The organism is Psychrobacillus sp. FSL W7-1457 (assembly GCF_038593405.1).
In the GTDB taxonomy this organism is placed as follows: domain Bacteria; phylum Bacillota; class Bacilli; order Bacillales_A; family Planococcaceae; genus Psychrobacillus.
On sequence record NZ_CP151993.1, the window covers coordinates 3,313,420 to 3,338,778 of the forward strand.

Here is a 25,359-nt window from a genome sequence, read left to right on the forward strand (position 1 = left end):
TTACCCTTTAGCATGGAAAATTAACCACAACAAAGCCAGCCCCTAACAGGACTGGCTAAACTGCCTATCTTATTATTTACCTAAAGGAGAGATGACCGTCAAGACATAATCCGCAACTGCATCTATTTCCTCTTGGGTTAGTGTCTCATTAAACGAAGGCATAGTAGTTCCCCCATTAGTGATTCGATCTATTACATTTTCTCTGCTTTCTGCAAACTTGCTATCTTGTAGATTCGGACCATTATGTCCATTGGCACCTTGATCTCCGTGACAAGCTATACAGCTATTAGTATAAATAGAGAGCCCAAAATCAGAACTAACCGTCTCCCCTACCGTCTCTTTACTATCACTTACCTTTTCTTTAACAGAGCCATCAATCACTTGCCCTTCAGGTAAGCTACCTCCAAGCTTGAAGGTATATATTTTATCTCCATGCTTCGATCCCGCTAAAGCATTACCCGCCACATAAATAGAAATATACTGCTCTCCATCTATTTCATATGTGATAGAAGGAGCATTTGCCCCAGCATCCATCATATATTCCCATAATTGGTTACCTGTTTTTGCATCAAAGGCTATGAGCCTTCCATCATTGTGACCTACAAAAACTAGATTACCTTTAGTTGTTAATACTCCACTGTATGCTTGCGCATCCCAATTTTGCTGCCAAACTATTTTATTTGTTTTCACATCTAACGCGGTGACTGTACCCCTTACCGGAGCATTAGAAACTGGTTGCATTATACTTCCTATATACATAGAACCCTCTTCGAAAGCTTCATCTTCTTGTCTTGCAAAGGAAAAATAATTATCATTCCCTAGCACATAGAACAACTCAGTATCCGGATTGTAAGCAGAAGGTGGCCAATTTGCTCCGCCTGCTGGACCTGGCTTAAGTGTGATTGGCTCCTCCCAAAAAGGAGTAAATATGTCTCCTATTTGCCCTTCAAATGTATCTCCTAAATCCTTATCAACGTCATCCTGAAAAACTCCTTGAGGAACGAATGCATCCCCAACTGGGAAAGGTTGTGTAGGAGAGGTTTTTTGTTCTGCCAATTGTGGAACGGGCTTTTCTTCAATACCAATAAGCGGTGTCCCGTCCGTTCGATCTAAGAAATACACCCAGCCAGTTTTTCCTGCCTGCCCAAGTCCCTTTCTCATAACACCATCTTTTTCTACGTCAAACAAAACAACAGGATTGGCTGGATCCATATCCCATATATCATGATGCACCTCTTGGAAGTGCCAAACATAGTCGCCATTTTCTGCATTTACAGCAACAACCGAGTTAGCATATAAATTATCACCCTCTCGATTGCTTCCATCTAAGTCGGGTGCTGTATTGCCAGTAGCAAAGTAAATATATCCAAGCTCAGGATCTACAGCTGGAGTATTCCAAACAGGTCCTCCACCAGTCAACCAAGAATCATTGTCTGGCCATGTATCGCCATTTATATCACCTGGACCTGGTATTGTATAGAATCTCCATACTTCGTATCCCAAATCAGCGTCATATGCCATTACACGACCACGGATTCCATATTCTCCTCCTGCCACTCCGGTGTAGACCTTACCATTATAGTAAAGAGGGGCACTAGTAACTGTATAGCCTTCCTCCCATTCTGCAACCTTTGTCTCCCATTGCAATTCTCCCGTTTTTTGATCCAAAGCTATAAGACGTGCATCTAGAAGACCTGCATATACTTTACCATCTCCTACTGCTAGACCACGCGTAGTCCAACCACAGCATACGGTATCCATCTCTTGGCTAATATCCGGCTCGTAGGCCCATATCAGTTCTCCAGTTTTGGCATCTAAAGCAAATATATCATTAGCACCGGTTGCCACATACATAATTCCATCCACAACTAATGGAGTTGCCTCACCTGAATACTTAGGCTCTGCTCCAGAACCTAAACTAGTAACCCAGGTTGGCTTTAAATCTCCAATGTTCTCTGATGTAATTTGATCGAGTACCGAATATCTCCTATTATAGTAATCTCCACCGTGAGTCACCCATTCTTTAGAGGAGTATTCTACTTTAACGTTAGGATTTGAAGGACTCGGAGTCGTCTTTCCTTCTACCTGTGGCTCTTCTTTTTCAATCTCCGTAACTGCGTCAACTTCCTCTGTCTCCACAGACCGTTCTTCCTTGTCCTTGTCAGCAATAAGATACAAACCAAACAAAACAACCATAGCAATACAACTACCTATAAATATTTGAAATATGACCGATGACTCTCTTCTTCTCCGCATTTCAATCCCCCCTTTTTTCTTTCGAACTACTAAAGAAAATAGATTTAATACTCTATAAAATATGCGTACCAATTGGGATTAATTCTCTCGGAAGGAAATACAATCACATATTTAATAAATATAAGTAATGTAACTGCCGATAAGTTTCCTGTCCTATTCAAATCTCTCTATAAGATAAAATATGCTATAGATTTCCACTATTCTATCTCTAAGTTTAGATGCTAAACTCCTTAAAACCGCAAAAAAACTACCTAAGTTTTTCGAGGGCACTGAAAAAGTCAATGAAATTACTAAAGCGATTGCGTGAACAGATTTCTGTTCACGCAATCGCTTTTTCTTTATCTTACATCCTCTTATCATAGTATAATGAGTAAAACTAACTAGAGGTGACGCAGCCATGATTTCCAAACAAGAAACACTAAATTTGAGCCCTTATATAGCTTTGTATGATTTAGTTATCCCAAAAGATAATATGCTTCGCCAAATCAACGAGCTCGTCGATTTTTCATTTATCTTAGACGAATTAAAATCAAAATATTGTTTGGATAATGGTAGAAATGCGATTCCACCTATTCGTATGTTCAAATATTTACTGTTGAAAGCCATACATGACCTATCAGATGCCGATCTCGTAGAGCGTTCAAAATTCGATATGTCGTTTAAATATTTTCTAGATATGTCACCAGAAGAAGAGGTCATTGATTCCAGTTCTCTTACAAAATTTCGCCGCCTTCGTCTCCAAGACATGAATCTATTAGATTTACTCATTGGAAAGACGGTTGAAATTGCGTTGGAAAAAGGGCTTATCACCAGTAAAACCGTTATTGTCGATGCAACTCACACAAAAGCTCGTTATAATCAAAAATCACCAAAAGAGTTTTTACAAGAAAAATCAAAAAATGTGCGTAAAACGGTTTACCAACTCGAGGAAGAGATGGTCGGAAAGTTTCCTAAAAAGCCAACTTCAAATGAAGTGACGGAGGAATTGGATTATTGCCGCCGAGTTGTGGAAGTCGTCGAAACACAATCAAAAGTAGCACAAATCCCTGCTGTGAAAGAAAAATTAAATGTCTTAAAAGAAGTCATCGATGATTACGATACACAGTTGGGTCATTCAAAAGATCCTGATGCGCGTGTCGGACATAAATCGGCAGACTCGGCTTTCTTTGGATTCAAAACGCATATCGCGATGAGTGATGAACGAATTATCACAGCCGCGATTGTAACAACTGGTGAAAAAAGTGATGGTCAATATCTTCAAGAATTAGTAGAGAAAAGTAAAGGGACAGGGATGGACATCGAGACGATCATTGGAGACACGGCTTATTCAGGCAAAGATAATTTACAATACGCCAAATCGGAAGAACTTCAATTAATTTCAAAATTAAATCCCGTTATCACAAATGGTAACGGTCAAAGAAAAATTGCATTTGATTTTAATAAAGATGCCGGTATGTTTGTGTGCCCAGTCGGGCACATGGCGATTCGAAAAGCACGGACTGGAAAGAAAAATGAAAATCAAAATCAAAAAATCACCTTTTATTTTGACATCGAAAAATGTAAAGTTTGTCCAATGCGTGAAGGCTGCTATACAGAAGGTGCGAAAAGTAAAACGTATAGCATCTCATTGAAATCAAATGAACATGAAGAACAAGAGGCCTTCCAAGAAACTGAGGCCTTCAAAGAACTAGCCAAAAAACGCTATAAAATTGAGGCGAAAAATAGTGAGATTAAAAATCCGCACGGCTATAAAACGGCAAAATCAGCGGGTTTATTTGGCATGGAAATACAAGGTGCCACAACGATATTCGCTGTCAACCTGAAACGGATCATGAAACTACTAAATGAAAAAGAGTAAGAAATAGACAATGAAATAAGGCACTTTCCGTTCGAATTGAACAGAAAGTGCCTTGTTTTTGGTTGAAAAACCAATTAGATTTTAAAACTCGTTAGTTTTTCAGTGCCCTCAGTTTTTCTTAGGTAGTTTTAACAGGCCAAATTATTTAGTTAGATCTTGGCAGCCCTTATAGATTAGGTTAAATAGCTCCTCAATATCCTCTTCTTCTACACAAGAGAAGGCTACACGAATATCAGTTGTATTACTAGCTATAACGCCAACACCATATTGATCTAGTAAATGTAGACGAAGCGTTTCCGCATCTAAATCATGAAGTTTTAAGCACATAAAGTAGCCAGAGTTAAATGGATAGTACGTCCAGTAAGCATTAAATCTTGCATCTGCAAGCACTTCTTTTGTTTTAGTTGCTCTTCCTAGCATAATATTGAACTTCTCTTGTTTTTCCTTTTGGAAGTCATCTGATTGAAGTGACTCTAAAATCATCGTTTGGGAAATATGAGACCCACTTGAGATCGTACCTCGAATAATACCCTTTGTCTTTTGCTCTAGTGCGTCTAATACGTCCGGAGAAGCAGCATAGGTGATAAAACCAACCCGGAGACCCCAAACGTAATTTTCTTTCGTTGCTCCATCTACTTTAATAGGTAATATATTAGAATGGGCACCCGCTAGTAGGGCAAATAGTGATTCCTTCATAGAATCCTCATAAAAAAGACCGAAATAGGCATCATCTAATACCACTACTATATCTAAACCGCCATCAGCCGCTTCCTTCAAAGCATCAACAATTGCTTCTCCTTCTTGAACAGATGGAGTAAAGCCAGTAGGGTTGTTAGGAAAGTTTAATAATACAATAGCTTTTCCTGTCTGCTTTAAAAGTGTAGCTCGGAAGCCTTCTACGTCAAAGCCACCATTTTCATTAAATAGAGGGAAAGTTTCCACCTTTCCTCCTCTTCTTATTTGAAAGACTGTATTGTAATTGCCCCAGTATTGATCGGGGGTAATAACTACATCACCGGCATTCATAAATAAATCGGCAACAATACTTAGTCCATGAGTTAATGCATTAGTAACAATCGGTAGCCCAAAGTTTTTCCCTTGGAGAGAAGGGTTGTCGATCAGTAGTTTTTCCTTCCAAGCAGAACGAAGTGCTTCCTTCCCTTGAGGTGGGGCATATGGATAAATGTCGCTAGGACTATAATCTAATTTATCTTGAATATGACGAAAATGCATAGGCTCTCCATTTTCAATAGCAATCCCAATAGTAGCATTAAAGCGATGTGCTTTTTTTCCAGCCTCTGCACTTTGACTTAATATTCCTTTTGGGTAGTATAGATTTTTGCCTAAATCGGATAACATATTAAAAATTGCAGGATTCTCTTTTTGCATTTTCTCATTTAATTGGACAGCTAAAGCATTCATCTATTGGTACCTCCAGAATTTTTCTATTTTAAACACATTGTACTCTATTTTATTAAGGGATAGTATCCTTTCCCTTAATATATTGAATATTTTATAAGCTATTCATGACTTTTAGTCCTTTATTTCTAATAAAATGGGACAGTGATCGCTACCTAACACATCTGCGTCAATCGAAGCACTGATCAGTCGTGGGCTTAACCTTTCGGATGCTATAAAATAATCAATGCGCCACCCGATATTGCGCTCCCTCACCTTACTCATGTATGACCACCACGTGTACGCGCCCTCTTGGTCTGGATGGAAGTATCGGTAGGTATCGACAAATCCTTCTGCCAATAACGAGGTCATCTTCCCTCTTTCCTCTGTCGTAAATCCTGAATTACCTTTATTGGATTTAGCATTTTTCAAATCTATTTCAGTGTGAGCCACGTTTAAATCTCCACACATGAGAACAGGCTTTATAGTATCTAACTGCTTTAAATATGTACGCATGTCGTCTTCCCACTCTAATCGATAAGCAAGTCTTGTTAAATCACGTTTGGCATTTGGAGTATAAACATTCACTAAATAGAAATCCTCGAACTCCATTGTAATAATGCGTCCTTCATCTTCGGTTTCTAAATCCCCTACACCATACTTAACTGAAATAGGTTTAATCTTTGTAAAGATAGCAGTTCCCGAGTACCCTTTTTTCAATGCATAGTTCCAATACTGCTCATAACCATCTAAAGCTAATGAGATTTGACCTTCTTGCAGCTTGGTTTCCTGAAGGCATACAACATCAGCATCTACCTCCTGAAAGTAATCTAAAAATCCTTTATTCACACAGGCTCTCAGCCCATTGACATTCCACGAAACGAACTTCACTTTAGTACCTCCTAAATAAGAAAGCGCTTAAATACAAACAACGAGAGGTAGCAGAGACATCTATTATAAAGAGCTTCACACATACGACTCAAAAAACAAAGCGCACTATATAACTCTTTTATTATAGAGGGAAACTAAAAGGTCTGTAAATTAACAAGGAAACCAATGTATAGTAATACATTTTCGAGGCAACCTAACTTGTACTATTTAATAGCATGCGAGATATAGTAAAGACTACAAATTGGAGGAACTGTTTATGACTAAACGTTTTAATGAAAAGGTAATTATTATAACTGGAGCTGGTTCAGGTCTAGGACAGGTCACTGCCATAACTTTGGCGAAAGATGGAGCTAAACTGACATTGGTAGATTTAAATAGCAATGGCCTAGAGGAAACTAAAAGTCGTATCCTAGAAGTGGCACCAAATACTGAATTACTCCTAGTTACAGCAAACGTTGCAGAAGAGGCAGCAGTTAAAAACTATGTGGATGAAACAGTTAACAAGTTTGGACGTATAGATGGATTTTTCAACAATGCTGGAATTGAAGGCAAGCAAAACCTGACAGAGGATTTCGGTATCGAAGAGTTCCACAAGGTCGTGAATATTAATCTAAACGGAGTATTTTATGGTTTAAAATATGTACTAGCTGAGATGAAAAAAAATGGAGCTGGTTCTGTAGTAAACACTGCTTCTGTCGGCGGTATTCGTGGTGTCGGGAATCAGTCGGGTTACTCTGCTAGTAAACACGGTGTAGTCGGACTTACTAGAAACTCTGGAATAGAGTACGGTCAATTCGGTATCAATATTAATGCAATTGCTCCCGGTGCAATCATGACTCCTATGGTAGAAGCTTCGTTAAAGCAAATCGGTGGAGAAGAAGGCTGGGAAGAGGCTGGAAAAGCATTTGTTTCCGTTAACCCTATGAAACGTTTCGGTAGACCTCAAGAGGTAGCAAACGTTGTCGCATTCTTGTTATCTGATGAATCTAAGTTTGTAAATGCGTGTGTTATTACAATCGATGGTGGACAATCCTATAAATATTAAAAGGAACGACCGAACGCTACTTTGCAATCGGTCTTTTTATTTTCAGCTAAAATCCTTTTACTTCTTAGATGTTTTCATCAACAAATAGATGATTCCTGTTAAAATAGCTACACCAAAAACAACTACCAATAGACTGATCAATAAAGCTACAAAGCTCATTGTTACAACTCCTTTTATATCACCATTTAGAATAGCTTCGCTTAATCTATTTTTTCTTTAAGCAATTATCTTCTCTAGATCCTCTATACTATCAACAATGTAAGTGGCACTTGCATGCTCCAACTCTTCAGACGAACCAAATCCATACGTTACCCCTATGGAATCTATGCCCGTTAAATTAGCTCCAATCATATCATGCTTTCTATCTCCAATCATGATAAAACTATCCTTCGTATTATCTTGAAACTCATCTAGAACATATTGTATGATTTCTGCCTTAGCTGACCTAGTTCCATCTAATTCACTACCAACCACTACATCAAAGTAATCTTCAATTTGGAAATACTTTAAAATTCCAATAGCAAATACCGTAGGCTTAGAGGTAGCAACTGCAAGCTTTTTCCCTGCCGCTTTTAACTTTTCCAACAACGGGATAATGCCCTCGTAAAGTTCATTCTCATACATGCCAGTTTCTATAAATCTCTCTCTATAAAAAGAAATGGCTTGGTGGCATTGCATTTCATTAAAGCCATAATGATCTGCAAAAGAAATCTGTAATGGCGGTCCTATAAAGCACTCTAACTTTTCAAGATCCTTCTCCAAAATCCCCATTTTTTCTAATCCATATTGGATAGAGGTTGTAATTCCTATTTTAGGATCAGACAACGTTCCGTCCAAATCAAATAAAATAACTTCATACTTTTTCATATTTCCCCTCTTTTCTCTATAATTAGCTTACTACCATTATATCTAAATAGTCTTTCTTTTTTTAAAAATAAAATTATAATGGAAAGAACTAACAAAAGGGAGGATGTTTTGGAATGGAAATTCAAACGATTTATGGGGACTTGCCACAATTGGAGACTGAAAGACTCATACTGCGGAAAATTACGCTAGGTGATGCAGAGGATATGTATACATATGGATCCAATCCAGAAGTATCTAAATATGTTACTTGGGATCAGCACAATACAATAGAGGACACGAAGGAATTCATTCATTTTATTCTAAAGCAGTACGAGAAAAAAGATATTGCACCGTGGGGGATTGAATACAAGAAAACAGGTCAGTTTATCGGAACTATCGACTTCGTCCAATGGCAAATTAAACATGATAGTGCTGAAATCGGATACGTTCTTTCCCCTGAATACTGGGGACAAGGGTTAACTACTGAGGCTGCCAAAGCATTGATACATTTTGGTTTTAATCACATGGACTTAATACGCATACAGGCTAGATGCTTTGTCAAGAATATCGGCTCCTCGCGTGTAATGGAAAAAGTGGGGATGTCCTATGAGGGTACTATGAGAAAAGGGATGAAAGTAAAAGGGAAATATGTAGATTTAAAAATTTACTCCATTTTAAAAGAGGATTTCTCTTAAAATATTACATATCTATGAAAGGAGAGGCATGAATTTCTCATGTCCCTCCTTTGTTCATTAGTTAAATGCTTTTAAGCTTTCTAGTGTTGCTCCTAGAAACTTAGCAAGCTCTAGCATGCCGTATTTTCCAGCCTTTTCCTCAGCGTCCGCATTGTAATTCGTATTCGTGTTTACATCATAGGTGTAGACTTCACCATTACTATCCCGTATGAATTCAATACCTGCAACATCTATTTTGTTTTGTTGAAGGAAGGCTTCATATTTTGCAATCCATCCTTCTTCTAAATCCTCTTGGATCTCAAACTTTGGTTTAACAGTTGGCTCCTCTCCCACTGGACAGAAGGCATCCCCAATTTGGCACGAATCAGCCGGGCAGAGTTCAAATCCCTCAGAGGTATCAACTCTAACAGCATATAAGTACTTTCCTCCGACAAACTCTGCTCTTGTAATATACGATTCTGGAGATTGAATATACTCTTGAATTAATGTAATGCCATCCACAGGTTCATCAAACATTGGGCCATAAATATATTCCTTTAATGCATCGACTGTTTGGAATAATTGAACCCCTAGTCCTTTCCCTGCTCTATTATGTTTGGTTATAAAAGGGACGACCCCTAATTTTTCGGCAGCAGAAACGATGTGTTCCTTACCAACGGCAGCTATTGTTTTAGGTGTTCGTATACCGCTTGCTTCTAATGATGCATACTGATTGATTTTACTCAGTTCCAAGCTTAATGCTTTTGTTCCATTAAATACCGTTCTTCCATGATGCTCCAACCATGTAAGCATACCTCCAGCCAGCTCTGGTGCATACCTATGTCCCCTAGTATGAGAAGATGCGCTCATGCGGTTATAAAATACACCATTTGGTGGTTCGACCGTTAAATCTACAATTCCTTGGTCTAAATGCCAACTTTCATAAGGCAGATTAAGTTCCTCTAATCTTTTCGTTAAATGAATCGTCCACTCATCATTTTCATGAATAATATAAATTTTTGACATATCCGACATCTCCTCATTATTAATCTATTTAAAGTCTAATCATGGTTAAGAAAAACAAGATTATTATATTATCATTAGTATATAGGAACTCTATTCCCTAGTACAACAATAGGTTTTAAAAGTAAGAAAAACTCTCTGAATTTTTAAATCCTTAGACCTTGTTATTTCCTCTCGTAGCTATATAGTTACCAACTGAGAAAAATAAAAACGTGAAATCAAGGAGCGATTTCACGTTTTTTTATATAAGGGTAGGGTTGATTTATGCAAAGAAATCTTAAATCAGAGAGTAGCATTGATTTTTCGCACCAGCCGGACGCTTTCCTCGGGGTGAGCGATAAGCCATCGCCCATCCCGTAGGGGTCGCCGTCTGGCGCTCCAATCAATAAATGGGAACAGCTTTAGCATCGATAAAGCGCTAATAAATTTACTCGCATAAACAAAGCTAAAAACTGTCACCAACCCCAATTTCATCATCTATTTATGTTCTTAATAGCCATTTGAAAGTTCCTTTGTTTATGTTTACAGTCACTATAAAAAAGAATTGTTAGTCAAAATCAACCAATAACTTTAACAAAGCGATTTTTTATATCAATAGGGATCTGATTCATGACTATTTTCTACTGCTTTCTGTGGAGCTTTCTCCCCATCTACATCACCAAGCGGGTGCTGACTAGAGCCACCTTTTGGTGCATTTTTCAAGCCTTCCTTAAGAAGTCTTCCATACTCTTCATCCGCTTCCTCTGCCAAGGCAATCATTTTGGCTTGGATTCTTGGATCACACTTGGATAAGTCATTCACTAAATTGGACAATAGTTCCGTTTTCTCCCATTGTTCAAAATTGCGATAAGTCTCACCAGCTTGCTTCGTATTACTTTGGCGATCTATCGATTCTCTAACTAAGTTTCCTTTAATCATTGGGGTGTATTCCTTACCGGTTTGCTCTGCCTCATGTAATCCATCTAAAATAGAAGGCTCATAGTTAATATGAGGATTTTGGAAAGGTCCTCTATCTAAACGATATGCCATTTGGCCGCCAGTTTGATTGGTTGCTACACGCTTTTTCGGTGCATTAATAGGAAGCTGTAAATAGTTAGCTCCTACACGATGGCGCTGCGTATCAGAATAAGAAAATGTACGACCCTGAAGCATCTTATCGTCTGAGAAATCTAACCCATCTACTAATACCCCTGTACCAAATGCTGCTTGCTCCACTTCCATGAAATAATCCTGAGGATTACGATTTAACACCATTTTTCCAACTGGCATCCAAGGAAATTGATCATTCGGCCATAATTTTGTATCGTCTAGCGGGTCGAAATCTAACTCAGGGTGATCACCATCACTCATAATTTGAACGTTTAACTCCCACTCAGGGAAATCCCCCTTTTCAATAGCATCGTACAAGTCTTGAGTAGCATGGTTGAAGTTTTTCGCTTGAATTTCTTCTGCTTCTGATTGAGTTAAATTACGAATTCCTTGTTTAGGTTCCCAGTGATACTTTATGAGAACTGCCTCACCGTCTTTATTCACCCATTTATATGTGTTTACTCCTGAACCTTGCATCATACGGTAATTTGCTGGAATGCCCCAAGGCGAATAGATGAATGTAACCATATGAAATGACTCTGGAGAACTTGCACAAAAGTCAAAAAATCTTTCTGCATCTTGAATATTCGTAACAGGGTCTGGCTTAAAAGCATGAATCATATCCGGAAACTTCATCGCATCCCGAATAAAGAAAATCTTTAAGTTGTTTCCCACTAAATCCCAGTTACCATCCTCTGTATAAAACTTAACGGCAAAGCCTCTTGGGTCGCGTAACGTTTCCGGTGAATGTCCTCCATGAATAACGGAAGAAAAACGCACGAATACAGGGGTTCTTTTCCCTTTTTCCTGAAACAACTTTGCACGGGTGTACTTTGCGATGTTCTCTTCTCCAGCCGCTCCGTATGCTTCAAAATAGCCATGCGCTCCAGCCCCACGTGCATGCACTACCCGTTCAGGGATTCTCTCTCTGTCAAAATGACTTATTTTTTCTATAAAATCATAGTTCTCAAGCGTTGCCGGACCTCTATTTCCAACCGTTCTAATATTTTGATTGTTTGTAATCGGATGTCCCTGTCTATTGGTCAGGGTATCCTCTGTCTCTCGATTGGTCTTGTTGTTAGAATGATCTTTTTCCATCTTTTATCCTCCTAGCTCAAACTTTACTTCCACTCCATTCTTTCCAAAAGTAAAAGTAAATATTCCAGTAAAGGAAAAAGGAAGTAGCTATAATATGCATTCTTTTCCTATTAAACTAACCATTTCTTCTTCTAAAAAGAATTGTATCCTGCCTTCATAAATTGGTTGCATACTAGGATATTCAGCAAAGTGATGCGGTTGTACTTGAGAAGGTGTTTTTATATTTAAAGATGATTCATTTAAGATTGTCGCAACAAACTGGGAACAAAAATAGGCATTTTCCCTTTGAATATTTAACTGAAGTGCAATTCCTAGCAAGCCAAGCAAATTATATTTATACCTCTCTTGGCAAGCTTTAAAGGTAAGCACCTTATCACGCATCCGATTATATTCGCTCAAAGATACTTTATATTCAAATATAGAACAACTTGCATTTGAAAGTAATCCTACCCTCGCGTTTTCTTGAACGAACCCCCCATTGATTGGATTATATCGTTGCTTTCTTCCAAAGCTATACATTTCCTTCAATTGCTCATCAAAGGCAATCGATGCGTGATTTTTGTTCTTGCCAGTATATAATCCTATTAACTTAGAAAACCACGTACCCGAGTCGCTCAATACAATATACACCGCTCTCTCCATCTTCCCACCCCACAAACAATACTTCTTTTTCCTTATCATCTCTTAACAAGAAAATACTAAGAAGAGACTGCGGATTGAATAGAACTAAGACCTGAGACGTATTCTTGTAAACTATTTTTTAAAAAAGCTTAGTTAAAGTGATTGGTTGATGTAAACAATAAAAAATGACATTTCAAAGCTATTAAATACATAAGTAGATTATGAAATATGGTTGGATCAGTTTTCCAGCTTTGTTTATGCAAAAAATAGAACTTTATCGACGAATGAAAGCCGTCTCCATTTATTGATTGGAGCACCAGACGGCGACTCCAGCGGGATGAGTGAGACAGATAAGACATCACAATCACGCGCGCTAGCGATGGTTGATGGCTTATCGCTCACCCCGAGGAAAGCGTCCGGCTAGCGCGGAAATCAATTCTACTCTCTGATTTGATTATGGATCACCCCTCCCCTTTAACATAGCCTTTAAAAAGAGTTACGTAATCCTCTGCTAAAACTTTATTAATCCCATTAGTTGGATAAAAATATGACCAAACACTATTTATTATTGTAATAAATTATGTAATTCACTCTCTTAAATAGACACTTCTAATGATTCTGTTGTGTAGGTAGTCGATTCTCGCATTATTAATGATTGAAGATAAAAATTTTAACTGATAAAATTCTTTCGTTACATAGTTCTATATGAAATAGTATTGAAATAAAATTTTCATCTTATAAAGGAGGATAATAATGTCTAATTATAATAGAGAAGAACTAGTTCTATTAAATCAAATCCTACTAGCTCTATTTCTAGTAGCTGATTTTGCACTTTTTCTACATTTCTCAAACAGTTCTTTCCCTTGGTTTGCATTACTTGGTGCGGGCGTCGGTTTAGCTATTATTGTTCTTTGCTGGGCAGAGAAAGTACAAATCTATTTTATTGCCAGTTTGATAGTTTTTACAGGTTTCTTTTTACTAATCTACAATTGGCATTCGATATTCCATTAAGCAAATCATAATAGGGGGTTTACAAAAATGTCAGAACAAGAAAACAAACAAACTTTTTTAGATAAGCGTTCTTCAAGACGGAAGTTCATCAAAAACTCTGGACTTACAGTTGGAGGTTTAGTACTAGGTGGTGCACTTGGTAGTTTAGTCGGTGGCAAGACGGAAGCTACACCTACTGCATCTCCAGCGCATAAAACTGTAGATTATAGTGAGACTCGTCAGTTTTTTGTTCGTCAAAAGGATTTTGACGCATTAGCTGCTGCTACTGAGCTAATCTATCCAGAGGATGAACATGGACCGGGAGCAATTGCTTTAGGTGCACCATACTTTATCGACAAGGCATTAGCAAGTCCATGGGGAACTAATGCGGATGATTACCGCAAGGGACCATTTAAAGCTGGCGAGGTTCCTTTGGACAACAGTGTAATTTTCCTTCAAGGTGTCCGTAAGCTAAATGAGGTTGCCGAAAAACAGCATGATGGAACTCTTTTCAAAGATTTAACAGAAGAACAACAGATTGCAATCTTAACTGCATTCCAAATGGGTGAGGTAGAAATGCAATTTATGAACTCAGCTGTGTTCTTCAATAATTTAAGAACTGTAACATTACAAGGCTGCTTTGCAGATCCACTATATGGCGGTAACAAAGATATGGCTGGCTGGAAGATGAAAGAATTTCCTGGAGCTCAAATGTCTTACACTGCTTATTTAGATGAAGAAGAATTCGTTTCAATAGCACCTGTTAGTCTAGGTGGACATAAACATTAATCAATAGAAAATGGAGGTTACTAAGTTATGGTTACAAAATTACCAAAAGTAGACGTTGTAACAACTGGTATGGGTTGGACTGGCGGAATAGTTGCTGCTGAACTGACTAAAGCTGGTTATCAAGTAGTTGGTCTTGAACGTGGAGTTGAAAGATCTATCGAAGATTATCTTCATGGACACGATGAACTAAAGTACAATGTACGTAAAGAACTAATGCAAAAACTAAATAAAGATACAATTACTTTTAGAAACACATTAAATGACGAGGCTCTTCCTGTGCGCAGTGAAAATGCGCTCGTTGTAGGTACAGGAACTGGTGGCGGTGGTGCTCACTGGGGTGGTCAAACGTATCGTTACTTCCCATATGACTTTGAAATTCGCAGTAAGACAATTGAAAAGTACGGCGAAGGTAAAATTGGGAAAGATGTAACTATTCAAGATTGGGGTCTTACTTACGATGAAATAGAACCGTACTACTCCAAGTTTGAGCAAATGGCTGGTATTTCTGGGGAAGTAGATCCTATGGCTGGTCCACGATCTATTGATTACCCTACTCCACCTTTAAAGAAACTTAAACAAATGAAAATGTTCCATGAAGCAGCAGAAAAGCTTGGTCGCCATCCATTTGTAGTTCCTACAGCAAATGTTTCCGAAACATATGTAAATCCAGATGGAGAACAACTAAACGCTTGTCAATATTGCGCTTTCTGTGGTAATTATGGTTGTGAATACGGAGCTAAAGCAGATCCGATCGTAACTGTTATCCCAACTGCTAAGAAGACAGGTAACTTTGAATTACGTACTCACTCTTTAGTTACTCGTGTTCTATATGAAAATGGAAAAGCAACAGGCGTGTTGTACAAAGATATTAGAACTGGTGAAGTATTTGAGCAACCAGCTGATATCGTTGCTTTAACAAGCTATACATTTAATAACGTTCGTCTACTTCTTTTATCTGGAATAGGACAACCTTATAATCCTAAAACAGGTACTGGAGTAATCGGAAAAAACTATACAGATCATCATACAATTACCGGAGCAATCGGTTACTTTGAAAAAGAAAAATTCAACAGTTTCATCGGAACAGGTTCATTAGGTTCAGCATTTAACGATTTCAATGCCGATAACTTTGACCATAGTGATGTTGATTTTATCCATGGTGGTCAAGTAGAAATGCACTTATTTGGTAACGAACCAATTGCGAACAATCCAGCTCCTTTTGGAACACCAACTTGGGGTAAAGAATTCAAGAAAAACTCATTACATTACTACCATAGAAATGTAACAGTTGTTTCACAAAGAGCTATTTTACCGCATAAAGAACATTACTTAGACTTAGACCCTGTCTATAAAGATGACAATGGAGATCCACTAATCCGTGTTACATTTGACTACACAGCAGAAGATCATAAACGTAATGAATTCCTTGTAGAAAAATGTGCCGAGGTTGTAAAAGAAATGGGTGCTGATATAATAGACGTTATCCCAATGGCAGAACATTTTGGTGGAAGATTTACATTCCAACATGATGCTGGTGGAGCAATTATGGGTGAGAATCCTGAAACGTCTGCAGTAAATAATTATCTTCAAATGTGGGACGCAGAAAATCTATTTGTATGTGGAGCATCTGCTTTCCCTCACTTTGGACCAACTAATCCAACACCAACAGCTGCAGCTCTTACTTATAGAGCGACAGAAGGTATGATAAAGTATCTGAAAAACGGTGGCGGACAATTAGTTGCAGCTAAAAAAGAAAAAGAATTAGTGTAATCTCTATATAGATTAGTCAACGAATCTAAGCTAGGGAAGACCATTTTTCTGTAATGATATGTTATAGTAAACGTGCACGGTCATTCAAATTACAGACAAGGAGGAAACAATATGCCAAATATAGGTATCCCGGGTCTAATACTAGTTTTAATTATTGCTCTAGTAATCTTTGGTCCCTCCAAACTACCTCAACTAGGTAAAGCGGTTGGTCAAACCTTAAAAGAATTTAAAACTTCTACGAGAGATATCATCAATGATGAAGAAAAAGATGATAAAAAACTTGTGGACTCTGAAAAAGAAAAACAATTATAATATATATTTACAAGAAAGTGGACTAGTAGCAGTAACTACTAGCCCACTTTCTTTGTGAGATTTATGATCAAGTATTGAATGTTCTAAATGAATGAATAAATAGATAATAAAAAGGCACTTTCTGTTCAAGAAGAACGGAAGTGTCTTTTTCTTTTAGCCAATTAGCTATTGGAAGTTTAGTTTTCCTAGAACATCATTTTCTAATAGCTGGTTTTTCTAGCTTAAAGGCACTTTCTGAAGTTTTAAAGATTTCTAAAAGTGTATCTGCAATTTCTTCAGGGGTTTCTTTACATCCTTCTTGTAGCCATTCTACAATCACTCCGTATGACCCATACATTTTATAAGTATTGAAGTGTTTAATCCCAATGACTTCATTGGACTCATTCAGATAGGTTATACCGTAGAATATTTCCTTGAATTTATTTAAAAAACAGTCTTGAAATCCAGGGATTGAATCTTTTACATATAAAAGACTATAAACACTTCTATGGTCATATAAATGTTTGAAGAAAGCATTTGATGTAGAAATAATTTTGTTATAATCTACAACAGCAGTTCCTAAGAACGGGCTGTGAAAAGCATATTCTAAATCCTTTAAAGTTTCTAGCACTAGCTCCTCCGCAAGATCCTCTTTATCCTTATAATATATATAAAATGTACTTCGATTGTAGTCCGCTCTTTCTACTACATCCGTAACGGTAACATTTTTATAGCCTTTTTCTTTCACCAATTCTATAAAATGAGACTTGAATATTTTCTTTGTTCTTCTCACTCTTCTATCAACCGTACTATTATCAGCGTTCACATATATTCTCCTTTGTTAAAATTACCCCTTATTACGGACATTTAATATATCTCTGATTCACGAGGAATATTATATCCTATTAAGCGTCGTTAAGGTAGGAAAATTTTCTATGCACCCCTCAAAATCAATAGTCCTTATAGACTACAGGAGTGCAGAAACTTCTTCTTTTTCTATTCGTCCCCTTTTATATGTGTTTGTTTAAACCAAAAAGACCATCAGTTAGGAGGTAAACCATGACGTGAAGAACTTTATATATTTTGGTTACCTACAAGCTATTTCATGCATTTTTCCTGTAATTATTTTTGGTGCTCTAGCCCTTTCCAAGACATTTTCTATACCTTATTTACCCCGCTATGATTTCATCCTCATTATTTGTATTATTGGCCAGGTCTTTATGCTAGCATCTAAATTAGAAACTTGGGATGAATTTAAGGTTATTTGTCTATTTCATGTGATTGGCTTAGCATTAGAACTATTTAAAGTACATATGGGTTCCTGGGCTTATCCAGAGGATGCACACAGTAAAATTTTGGGTGTCCCGCTTTATAGCGGATTTATGTATGCAAGTGTAGCAAGCTACATTTGTCAGGCATGGCGAAGATTTGATCTGCATATTTATCAATGGCCCGCATCCATCTTTGCAGTGCTGATAGGTGCTTTAATTTATATGAACTTTTTTACACACCATTACCTTTATGATATTCGCTGGATTTTAAAGGCCCTCTTATTCCTTATATTCTTTCGGACTATCGTAAGTTTTCGTGTAAATGAAAAGATATATAAAATGCCTATTATTCTATCCTTCTTATTAATTGGTTTCTTTATTTGGGTTGCTGAGAACATAACTACTTTTTTAGGAGCTTGGCAATATCCTAACCAAGAGCAAGCATGGTCCATCGTTCATATTGGAAAGATTAGTTCTTGGTTTCTTCTAGTAATTATCAGCATAATAATAGTCGTCCAGCTAAAAAAAGTGAAGAGTGGCACAGAAGTTATACGTTAAATCTATTTTCTCTAAATCAATATTGATCTATGTATATCCGAGGGTGATTATGAAAAATCACAATCATCCTCGTTTTTTAATCTTTATTTTATCACTACAGTTAAGAATAAATGTCTAGAAGATGTAAGAAAATTAGTTTAAATAAACTAATTTATATCCTATATAATTTTCTTCATATATCCCTCTATTTGATCTACTACATGCTCGTATCGAAAGTTTAATGCAGTTTGCCTTCCATTAGCGCCTAACAATTTCCTTAGTTCTATATCATTCAGAAGCTTCTCCAAATGCCCTGCTAGTTGGTTGGTATCTCCAGGATCCGCCATTAAGCAATTATAGCCATCAATCGCAAACTCCCCTACTCCTCCACAATCTGTTGTTACAACAGGCAAACCACAAGCCATTGCTTCTAAAGGAGGCATTCCAAATCCTTCGTAAAGCGAGGTAAATAAAAAGAGATCAGCTTCTTGGTAGCTTTGCACTAAAACGTCTTGAGGGGGATGGACAATTAATTCCATAGGAAAATTCACAGTGTAACCAGGATGCGATTGACACACCCATTTCACCTTAAACTTATAACCTTTATTCCATAACAAATCCAACGTACTTATCGCATCACCAAATGCTTTAAATCCATGATTTGGGTTGCCGACCAATAGAATAGTTGGTATTTCATTAACTTCTATCTTGCTTATAGGTCTATAAACTTCAGTATCTATCCCATTAGGAATAATCTCGGTATCTAGACCATATTTAGTTTTCAATATATGAGCGATACAGTTTGATACACTTACAACAGGCAATCCCGTTTTATAGCAATTTTTCAAAGTGTTTCTTATTTCTTCATAATTACTACCGGGGATATCGCCAAATAACCACTCATGCCCTTGTTCCCAATAGAAAACTGCAGGCGTTACATCCTGTAGCTCCGCCATTTGGTATACCCACCCTACGACAACTATGTCGCACGCCGCTACATAACTATTTGTTGGTGCACCATAAGGGATAATAACCTCCTTATCCACCTCAAGATTTGACCACGTAGGGATGACCTTCTCCTGTTCCAAATTACCTCTTAAAAATGCGGTAATATGGTGCCCTTTTTTGCGAAGCATTTCCATTTGCGATAACAGCATCTTCACTCCTCCAGTTAAACCCTGGTGAGGTAAAAGGTAGCCGATCTTTAAATAATCTTTTGGTGAAGAAGATTTCTTCCGAGGGGACGGATAAATTTTAAATAAACTTGCCCCATTATCATGAATTTTCACCTGACTATATCTGAAATCATAATCAATGAAGTCAATGATGTTCCACCGACTTTTATGGGTTTCTAGATCATTCCCTAAGTACTCCCCTTGCTCTGCTGGATATAGAGGGGTCGATATAATAATAGATTTATTCGTGATTTTTAATAAGTCGTCTATTAGGCGCAACCCATCTTTTTTATCGAAATGCTCCAGTACATCTATCAATAAGAGAGTGTCGTATCTCTTCGTTAAAGTAGGAAGCACCTCGAAAATATTCCCATAATAAATATTATTATATACATAATCATGTACTGGATTATTATATTCCTTAAAGCCTTCTATACCGTCCAATTGAAGACTCCAGGATTCCTTTTCATAACGTTCGTAAGGGATATCAAAAACCTCCCTTAGTAATAATCCATATTTTCCAAATCCAACACCTATATCTAAAATTGACCCTGGAGCGTCTTTTACTACTAAGTTCACAATTTCAGGGATTGCTTGATACCAGCTTGTAGGCATAATTTGTGCTCCTTACTTTTTTTTAATAACAAACCTAACCTCATACTTTCTATATGTATGATTTATTTGCTCGCATAGTTACTCGCTTTATCAAAACGAGAAAAAACCAATCACTTGAGCAAAAAAAAAAATAGACGAGGCTGGGACAAAATTCTGTTCAAGATACAACGTAGTTGTTTTACACTACAGCGGGCGCTTTCCGGGGGGAGGGCTTTCAGTTCGCGCTGTCCCCACCACGAGATGCCGCCTCCTCTCCTAAAAACAAGAATAGAGAACTCTTTTATTAGAAATCGGTTATCTTTAAAAAAGTAAAGACGTGAAATCAAGTTGCTGATTTCACGTCTTTTATTTATTGACTAGTTATGTCCTAGCCTCGTCTTTAGTAATGAATTACTTCATCTTTTCTACAATTCGTTCCGCTGTTTCTTTACCATTTTTGATACAAGGGCCAATTCCTACTCCATAATATGAGCAACCAGCCAATATTACTTGAGGGAATAGATCATTCATTTTTTTCTCAAGGGATTTGATCGCTTCTGCATGTTGCAAATGATAATTTGGCATCATATCGTTCCATTTTGTTACCTCAACTACGTGAGGAATGCCATCTAGCTTAAGACTATTTCTTATATCCTTCATAGCAACCTCAATTAGTTCTTCCTCAGTCATATGCTTCATCTGTGTAAATTCTGGGTTCGTGCTCTTATAAAACATACGAACCAATAACTTACTGTTTTTTGAAGTATGCGTCCATTTACGGCTAGTCCATGTACAAGCATTACATTTCACATCTGAGTTTTCCGATACAATATAACCCGTACCCTCTGCAGGTAGCTGCTCATCAGGTATATCAAAACCAAGATAAATACTAATGAGAGACGAATTTTTAAGTTTATTGAAGTCAGTATCTAATTCCTTATGCTTTAGTACTTTTTGTGCTACATCATGTGGTGTTGCTAGAATAACATAATCAGCTTCTTTTACCTGATGATCCGATAGAGATACATAATACATACTATCCTTTTGCTCTATATTAGAGACATAAGCGCCTTTAATAATAGTAGATCCTATAAGTTCCTTTTCTATCCCGTCAATTAATGTAGACAAACCATTTGCAAAGGATATAAACTTCTTATTGGCAGATTTTTGAAATTGTTCCTTGTTAGCCCCGAGTCCTTTGATAATACTACCGTATTGATTTTTATAATCGACCAAATAGGGCAACGTTGTTTCCATAGTCAGCTTGTCCAAGTCTCCGGAATATACGCCAGAAAGAACAGGAGCAATCTGTTTCTCCACAAGCTCCTCCCCTAAAAAATGCTTTAAAAAAGATCCAATAGAGCTTTCCTTCGTAAACCCTTCGTTCGGCATATCTAAATCCTTTAAGGCTTCCTCTTTCCCTTCATCTGACACAAGGGTACTACTTTCAAGCGATTCTACACTTGTAGGAATCCCAAACACAGAATCAGCTGGAATGGCATGCAGTTCATTATTCGTATATAAATAAGAAATTCCTGTTGCATTATATACTAGCTCATCCCCTAATCCCAGTTCCTCCACTAAAGGTAATACTGATTCATGACGTGCGACTATAGAATCTGCGCCCACCTCCATAATAAAGTCACCCTTATGTACAGAATGGATTTTCCCACCTAAGTATTCATTTGATTCGATTAAGGTCATTTCCAAATCTAAGGATTTCTCCTTTTTAAGCTGGTGCAAATAATGCATGACTGAAAGTCCTGTTATTCCCCCGCCTACGACAACTACCTTTTTCAAAGTAACCACTCCTCCTGTGCTTCATACATACCATGTTATCTTAAGTATAAACTTGTATAAAAAGATATAGTATGATTACTCTCACTCTCCAGGATGATTTTGAAGGAACGTTTACAGGATTGTCAAATTTAATGTAATAGGAGACAGCCGCTATACATACTTTTTGGTGTTATTTTAAAATATTAAAGCTGTGTTAAAGTTATTGGTTGATTTTGACTAACAATTCTTTTTAATTGTGACTGTAAACATAAACATAGGAACTTTCAAATGGCTATTAAGAAAATAAATAGATGATGAAATTGGGGTTGGGGACAGTTTTTTAGCATTGTTTATGCGAGTAAATTTATTAGAGCGCCAGACGGCGACTCCTACGGGATGAGTGAGACAGATAAGACATCACAACCACGCGCGTTAGCGATGGGTGATGGCTTATCGCTCACCCCGAGGAAAGCGTCCGGCTGGTGCGAAAAATCAATGCTACTCTCTGATCTAAGATTTCTTTGCATCATAAATCAACCCTACCCTTTAACATAGCCAATATTAAAGTGCTCTTAAAACAGCTCTGACCGGACTTCCATCTGCTCCAACTATTTTTAAGGGCAACGCGATTAACTCATACTCCCCTTCCGTAACATCTTGCAAGTATAGGTTCTCGATAATATTTACACCATGCTGATATAAAGTATGATGTATCGGAAGTTCCTTACTTTCGATATCATCTACAGAAGGAATATCCAAGCCCAATAAAAATATCCCCTTTTCTTGTAAAAACTCACCTATATCTTCTCTTAACAAAGGTATGGAGCTAGGAAACTGTTCCACATTGGTCACTTTTTTCGTTTTCAATAATAACCGTTTTGTACCATCTAAATGAAAGCCTTCTAATTCCTCACGACCAATCAAGTCCAAGCCTGTTACATCAACGACTTTAGCTGTTCCAATATAATTATTAATATTTAACTTATCTATCGTATCGGCACTATTATTAAAGTGAAATGGTGCATCCGCATGAGTTCCGGTATGCACACTTGCAGTAATCTGGCCAATATTCACTGAACCTGTTTGTTGCTTAGTATGCACAACTTCAAAGCTAAATGGTGTGTCTCCTGGCCAAACCGCAATTTCTTTAGATAATGGTAGCGTAATATCTATCCACCTATTAGACATATTCCCTCACCCCTATAGATTAGTTCGCAAATCCCATAACTCTGGAAAAAAACGATGATCTAGAACCTTTCGTAAATAATTTACTCCAGAGGAGCCCCCTGTCCCTACTTTAAAACCAATAATTCGTTCTACTGTTTTCATGTGACGGAATCTCCACTGCTGCAGCCAATCCTCAATGTCTATTAACTTTTCTGCCAGCTGATAAAGCTCCCAATGCTGATCCACATTTTTGTAAACTGTCTTCCACGCCTCAGCGACACTCTCGTCACCGGAATACGTGATTGAGTAATCCCTTTTCAATAAATCCGGATTAATAGGAAATCCTCTTCTAGCCAAACAGTCAATGGACACATCATAAATACTTGGTGATTTAAATGCCATTCCTAGCTCATGATGTAGTGCCGTATCCTTTTCGTAAATTTTTAATATATGTGCTGTTTTGTACCCTAGAGCAAACTCAATTTTACGATATTGATAAGACTGAAAACCGGATGACTTCCCTAAATGATCTCTAAACTCTAAATATTCAGCAGGAGTTAAAGTAGACAATACATCCCAGGCTTGAATTAACTGTGATTGTATTTTTGTTACTCTCGCTAACATTTTAAAGGCTGTTTGCAAATGATCCTCTTGAATAGCTTGAATAGCACTAGTCAATTCATGCAAAATAAGCTTCATCCATAATTCATTCACTTGATGAATGATTATAAAAAGCATTTCATCGTGATGAGTAGATAACGTATTTTGACTAGCTAAAATGGTATCCAGTTTAAGGTAATCTCCATAGGTCATATCCTGTACAAAATTTGTATGAATTCCGTTTTCGTTAGATTCTCTCTCTTCAGAATTAGCAATTGGATTAGACAATAGTTTTCCCCTTTCTAGGCTATTACTTCTCTTTCATTATCATATTGGGAGTATTCCTTTTTCTCCATAATTTCTTTTAATATATTTACAGTTATCCAAACCTCTTCAAACGTGTTATATAGAGCTACAGGGGCCAAGCGTATACCATTAGGCGGACGGTAATCAGGAATTATATTCCTAGATTTTAACGCTTTGCATATTCTTGCTGCTTCCTTATGCTTAAGAAACAGATGGCCACCTCTTTGTTCTCTTTCTCTTGGTGTAATAATTGTAAATTCAAAGTTACTTAGCTCGTTCTCTATTAGAATTCTCATAAATTCTGTTAGTTGCTCAGACTTTGACCTTATTTTGTGTATGCCTACCTCCTCAAACATTTCGAGAGAGCCTAACAACGGGGCTGCACTTAATATATGAGGGGTTCCTATTTGAAAAGAACCAGCTTGGCCAGCAGGTGTCATGAAGATTTCTAAATCAAATTGCTTCTCTTTTTGAGAACCAAACCAGCCTGCAAGTCCTGGCCTCTTGCCAAGATGCTTTCGATTTGTATAAAGACCACCTACAGATCCCGGACCTCCATTTAAATGCTTATAAGTACACCAAAACGCAAAATCCACTCCCCATTCATCTAAAGAATGAGGGATTGCACCAATCGAGTGGCAAAGGTCAAAGCCAATTAAAATATCTCTTTTATGTGCTTCATCTGTCAGCTTTTTCATATTTAAAATTTGGCCACTTCTATATAGAACACTAGGTAATACAATCATGGCTACTTCTTCAGTCATTGCTTCTATAATATCTTCCTCGAGTAAAAGCCCATCCTTCCCCTTCACTATTACAATATCCTCTTCCGGTGATTTCCCATGTAAGGATAGTTGACTGCTAACAGCATACAGGTCAGATGGGAAGTTCAGTTCATCTACTAAAATTTTCGTTTTCTTGCCTTGAGGCTTATAAAAGGTAGCGATTAACTGATGTAGATTAGTTGTCGTGGAACCCGTAATTATTACTTCCTCTGGCATAGCTCCTATCAATGGGGCACACATCTCCCCTAGCTTTTCAGAAAGATGAAACCAAGGATGCTCACCTTTTGTCCATCCATCAATTCCAAACCTTTTCCATGAATTCAATAAATTTAAAACGGCTAATTCAGCTCGTCTAGATAAAAGTCCTAGCGAATTGCCGTCCATGTATATAGTATTTGCTGGGATATAGAACTCTTGACGATAATGATTTATATCATCCTCTTGATCAAGCTTTCTAGCGAATTCGATATTACATTCCATTCTAGCATCATCCTTTTACCGAATTT

The 25,359-nt window shown here is 37.4% G+C and carries 21 protein-coding genes; 8 read left to right on the top strand and 13 right to left on the bottom strand.

Annotated elements, in window-relative coordinates; genetic code table 11:
- Window positions 1–72: 72 nt before the first annotated feature.
- The gene (locus tag NSQ95_RS16250) at window positions 73–2,256 is read right to left on the bottom strand and encodes a PQQ-binding-like beta-propeller repeat protein (protein WP_340882027.1); all 2,184 of its coding nucleotides are present in this window, start codon (window positions 2,254–2,256) and stop codon (window positions 73–75) included.
- A 397-nt stretch (window positions 2,257–2,653) separates the two neighbouring features.
- Here NSQ95_RS16250 and NSQ95_RS16255 point away from each other — a divergent pair, with 397 nt between their 5' ends.
- Window positions 2,654–4,114 carry an IS1182 family transposase gene (locus NSQ95_RS16255; RefSeq protein ID WP_340881957.1) on the top strand — a complete coding sequence of 487 codons (1,461 nt, stop codon included), beginning with the start codon at window positions 2,654–2,656 and terminating at the stop codon, window positions 4,112–4,114.
- 141 nt (window positions 4,115–4,255) lie between these two features.
- On the opposite strand, the gene NSQ95_RS16260 is transcribed toward NSQ95_RS16255, so the two are convergent.
- Complete coding sequence (locus NSQ95_RS16260) at window positions 4,256–5,536, bottom strand: aminotransferase class I/II-fold pyridoxal phosphate-dependent enzyme (protein ID WP_340882025.1); 1,281 nt, start codon at window positions 5,534–5,536, stop codon at window positions 4,256–4,258.
- A 111-nt stretch (window positions 5,537–5,647) separates the two neighbouring features.
- Complete coding sequence (locus tag NSQ95_RS16265; protein ID WP_340882024.1) at window positions 5,648–6,403, bottom strand: exodeoxyribonuclease III; 756 nt, start codon at window positions 6,401–6,403, stop codon at window positions 5,648–5,650.
- Window positions 6,404–6,659: 256 nt separating this feature from the next.
- Here NSQ95_RS16265 and NSQ95_RS16270 point away from each other — a divergent pair, with 256 nt between their 5' ends.
- Window positions 6,660–7,448, top strand: a complete 789-nt coding sequence (locus tag NSQ95_RS16270; protein WP_340882022.1) for an SDR family oxidoreductase — start codon at window positions 6,660–6,662, stop codon at window positions 7,446–7,448.
- 216 nt (window positions 7,449–7,664) lie between these two features.
- On the opposite strand, the gene NSQ95_RS16275 is transcribed toward NSQ95_RS16270, so the two are convergent.
- Window positions 7,665–8,315 carry an HAD family hydrolase gene (locus tag NSQ95_RS16275; protein WP_340882019.1) on the bottom strand — a complete coding sequence of 217 codons (651 nt, stop codon included), beginning with the start codon at window positions 8,313–8,315 and terminating at the stop codon, window positions 7,665–7,667.
- Window positions 8,316–8,428: 113 nt separating this feature from the next.
- Here NSQ95_RS16275 and NSQ95_RS16280 point away from each other — a divergent pair, with 113 nt between their 5' ends.
- Window positions 8,429–8,989, top strand: a complete 561-nt coding sequence (locus tag NSQ95_RS16280) for a GNAT family protein (protein ID WP_340882017.1) — start codon at window positions 8,429–8,431, stop codon at window positions 8,987–8,989.
- Window positions 8,990–9,046: 57 nt separating this feature from the next.
- Here the strand turns inward: NSQ95_RS16280 and NSQ95_RS16285 are convergent, their stop codons facing one another.
- The 3 genes from NSQ95_RS16285 to NSQ95_RS16295 form a co-directional block, all read right to left on the bottom strand.
- Entirely contained in the window at window positions 9,047–9,994 is a 948-nt protein-coding gene (locus NSQ95_RS16285; protein WP_340882015.1) for an alpha-L-glutamate ligase, read from the bottom strand.
- Window positions 9,995–10,582: 588 nt separating this feature from the next.
- Window positions 10,583–12,178 carry a catalase gene (locus tag NSQ95_RS16290; protein WP_340882014.1) on the bottom strand — a complete coding sequence of 532 codons (1,596 nt, stop codon included), beginning with the start codon at window positions 12,176–12,178 and terminating at the stop codon, window positions 10,583–10,585.
- A gap of 87 nt (window positions 12,179–12,265) precedes the next feature.
- Window positions 12,266–12,820, bottom strand: a complete 555-nt coding sequence (locus tag NSQ95_RS16295; protein WP_340882012.1) for a hypothetical protein — start codon at window positions 12,818–12,820, stop codon at window positions 12,266–12,268.
- A 732-nt stretch (window positions 12,821–13,552) separates the two neighbouring features.
- Here NSQ95_RS16295 and NSQ95_RS16300 point away from each other — a divergent pair.
- The 4 genes from NSQ95_RS16300 (at window position 13,553) to NSQ95_RS16315 (ending at window position 16,660) form a co-directional block, all read left to right on the top strand.
- Complete coding sequence (locus NSQ95_RS16300; RefSeq protein WP_340882009.1) at window positions 13,553–13,810, top strand: hypothetical protein; 258 nt, start codon at window positions 13,553–13,555, stop codon at window positions 13,808–13,810.
- Between the two features lie 27 nt (window positions 13,811–13,837).
- Complete coding sequence (locus tag NSQ95_RS16305; protein WP_340882008.1) at window positions 13,838–14,578, top strand: gluconate 2-dehydrogenase subunit 3 family protein; 741 nt, start codon at window positions 13,838–13,840, stop codon at window positions 14,576–14,578.
- Between the two features lie 27 nt (window positions 14,579–14,605).
- Window positions 14,606–16,348 (top strand): GMC family oxidoreductase, encoded by a 1,743-nt coding sequence (locus NSQ95_RS16310; RefSeq protein ID WP_340882007.1) that lies wholly within the window; start codon window positions 14,606–14,608, stop codon window positions 16,346–16,348.
- Window positions 16,349–16,459: 111 nt separating this feature from the next.
- Entirely contained in the window at window positions 16,460–16,660 is a 201-nt protein-coding gene (locus NSQ95_RS16315; RefSeq protein WP_340882006.1) for a twin-arginine translocase TatA/TatE family subunit, read from the top strand.
- 193 nt (window positions 16,661–16,853) lie between these two features.
- On the opposite strand, the gene NSQ95_RS16320 is transcribed toward NSQ95_RS16315, so the two are convergent.
- On the bottom strand, window positions 16,854–17,465 hold the full coding sequence (locus tag NSQ95_RS16320; RefSeq protein ID WP_340882005.1) for a TetR/AcrR family transcriptional regulator: 612 nt from the start codon (window positions 17,463–17,465) through the stop codon (window positions 16,854–16,856).
- 238 nt (window positions 17,466–17,703) lie between these two features.
- On the opposite strand from NSQ95_RS16320, the gene NSQ95_RS16325 reads away from it, so the two are divergent.
- Complete coding sequence (locus tag NSQ95_RS16325) at window positions 17,704–18,468, top strand: DUF817 domain-containing protein (protein WP_340882004.1); 765 nt, start codon at window positions 17,704–17,706, stop codon at window positions 18,466–18,468.
- 158 nt (window positions 18,469–18,626) lie between these two features.
- Here NSQ95_RS16325 and NSQ95_RS16330 read toward each other — a convergent pair whose 3' ends face one another.
- The 5 genes from NSQ95_RS16330 to kynU all read right to left on the bottom strand — a co-directional run bounded on the left by NSQ95_RS16330 (window position 18,627) and on the right by kynU (window position 25,333).
- Window positions 18,627–20,237, bottom strand: a complete 1,611-nt coding sequence (locus NSQ95_RS16330) for a glycosyltransferase (RefSeq protein WP_340882002.1) — start codon at window positions 20,235–20,237, stop codon at window positions 18,627–18,629.
- A gap of 390 nt (window positions 20,238–20,627) precedes the next feature.
- Entirely contained in the window at window positions 20,628–22,016 is a 1,389-nt protein-coding gene (locus NSQ95_RS16335) for a protoporphyrinogen oxidase (protein ID WP_340882001.1), read from the bottom strand.
- A 540-nt stretch (window positions 22,017–22,556) separates the two neighbouring features.
- A complete protein-coding gene (gene kynB / locus NSQ95_RS16340; protein ID WP_340881999.1) occupies window positions 22,557–23,183 on the bottom strand; it encodes an arylformamidase in 627 nt (208 codons plus the stop codon).
- Window positions 23,184–23,195: 12 nt separating this feature from the next.
- Window positions 23,196–24,050: a tryptophan 2,3-dioxygenase gene (gene kynA / locus NSQ95_RS16345; RefSeq protein ID WP_340881997.1), complete on the bottom strand. Its 855-nt coding sequence runs from the start codon at window positions 24,048–24,050 to the stop codon at window positions 23,196–23,198.
- A 14-nt stretch (window positions 24,051–24,064) separates the two neighbouring features.
- Entirely contained in the window at window positions 24,065–25,333 is a 1,269-nt protein-coding gene (kynU, locus tag NSQ95_RS16350) for a kynureninase (protein WP_340881995.1), read from the bottom strand.
- Between the last annotated feature and the right edge of the window lie 26 nt (window positions 25,334–25,359).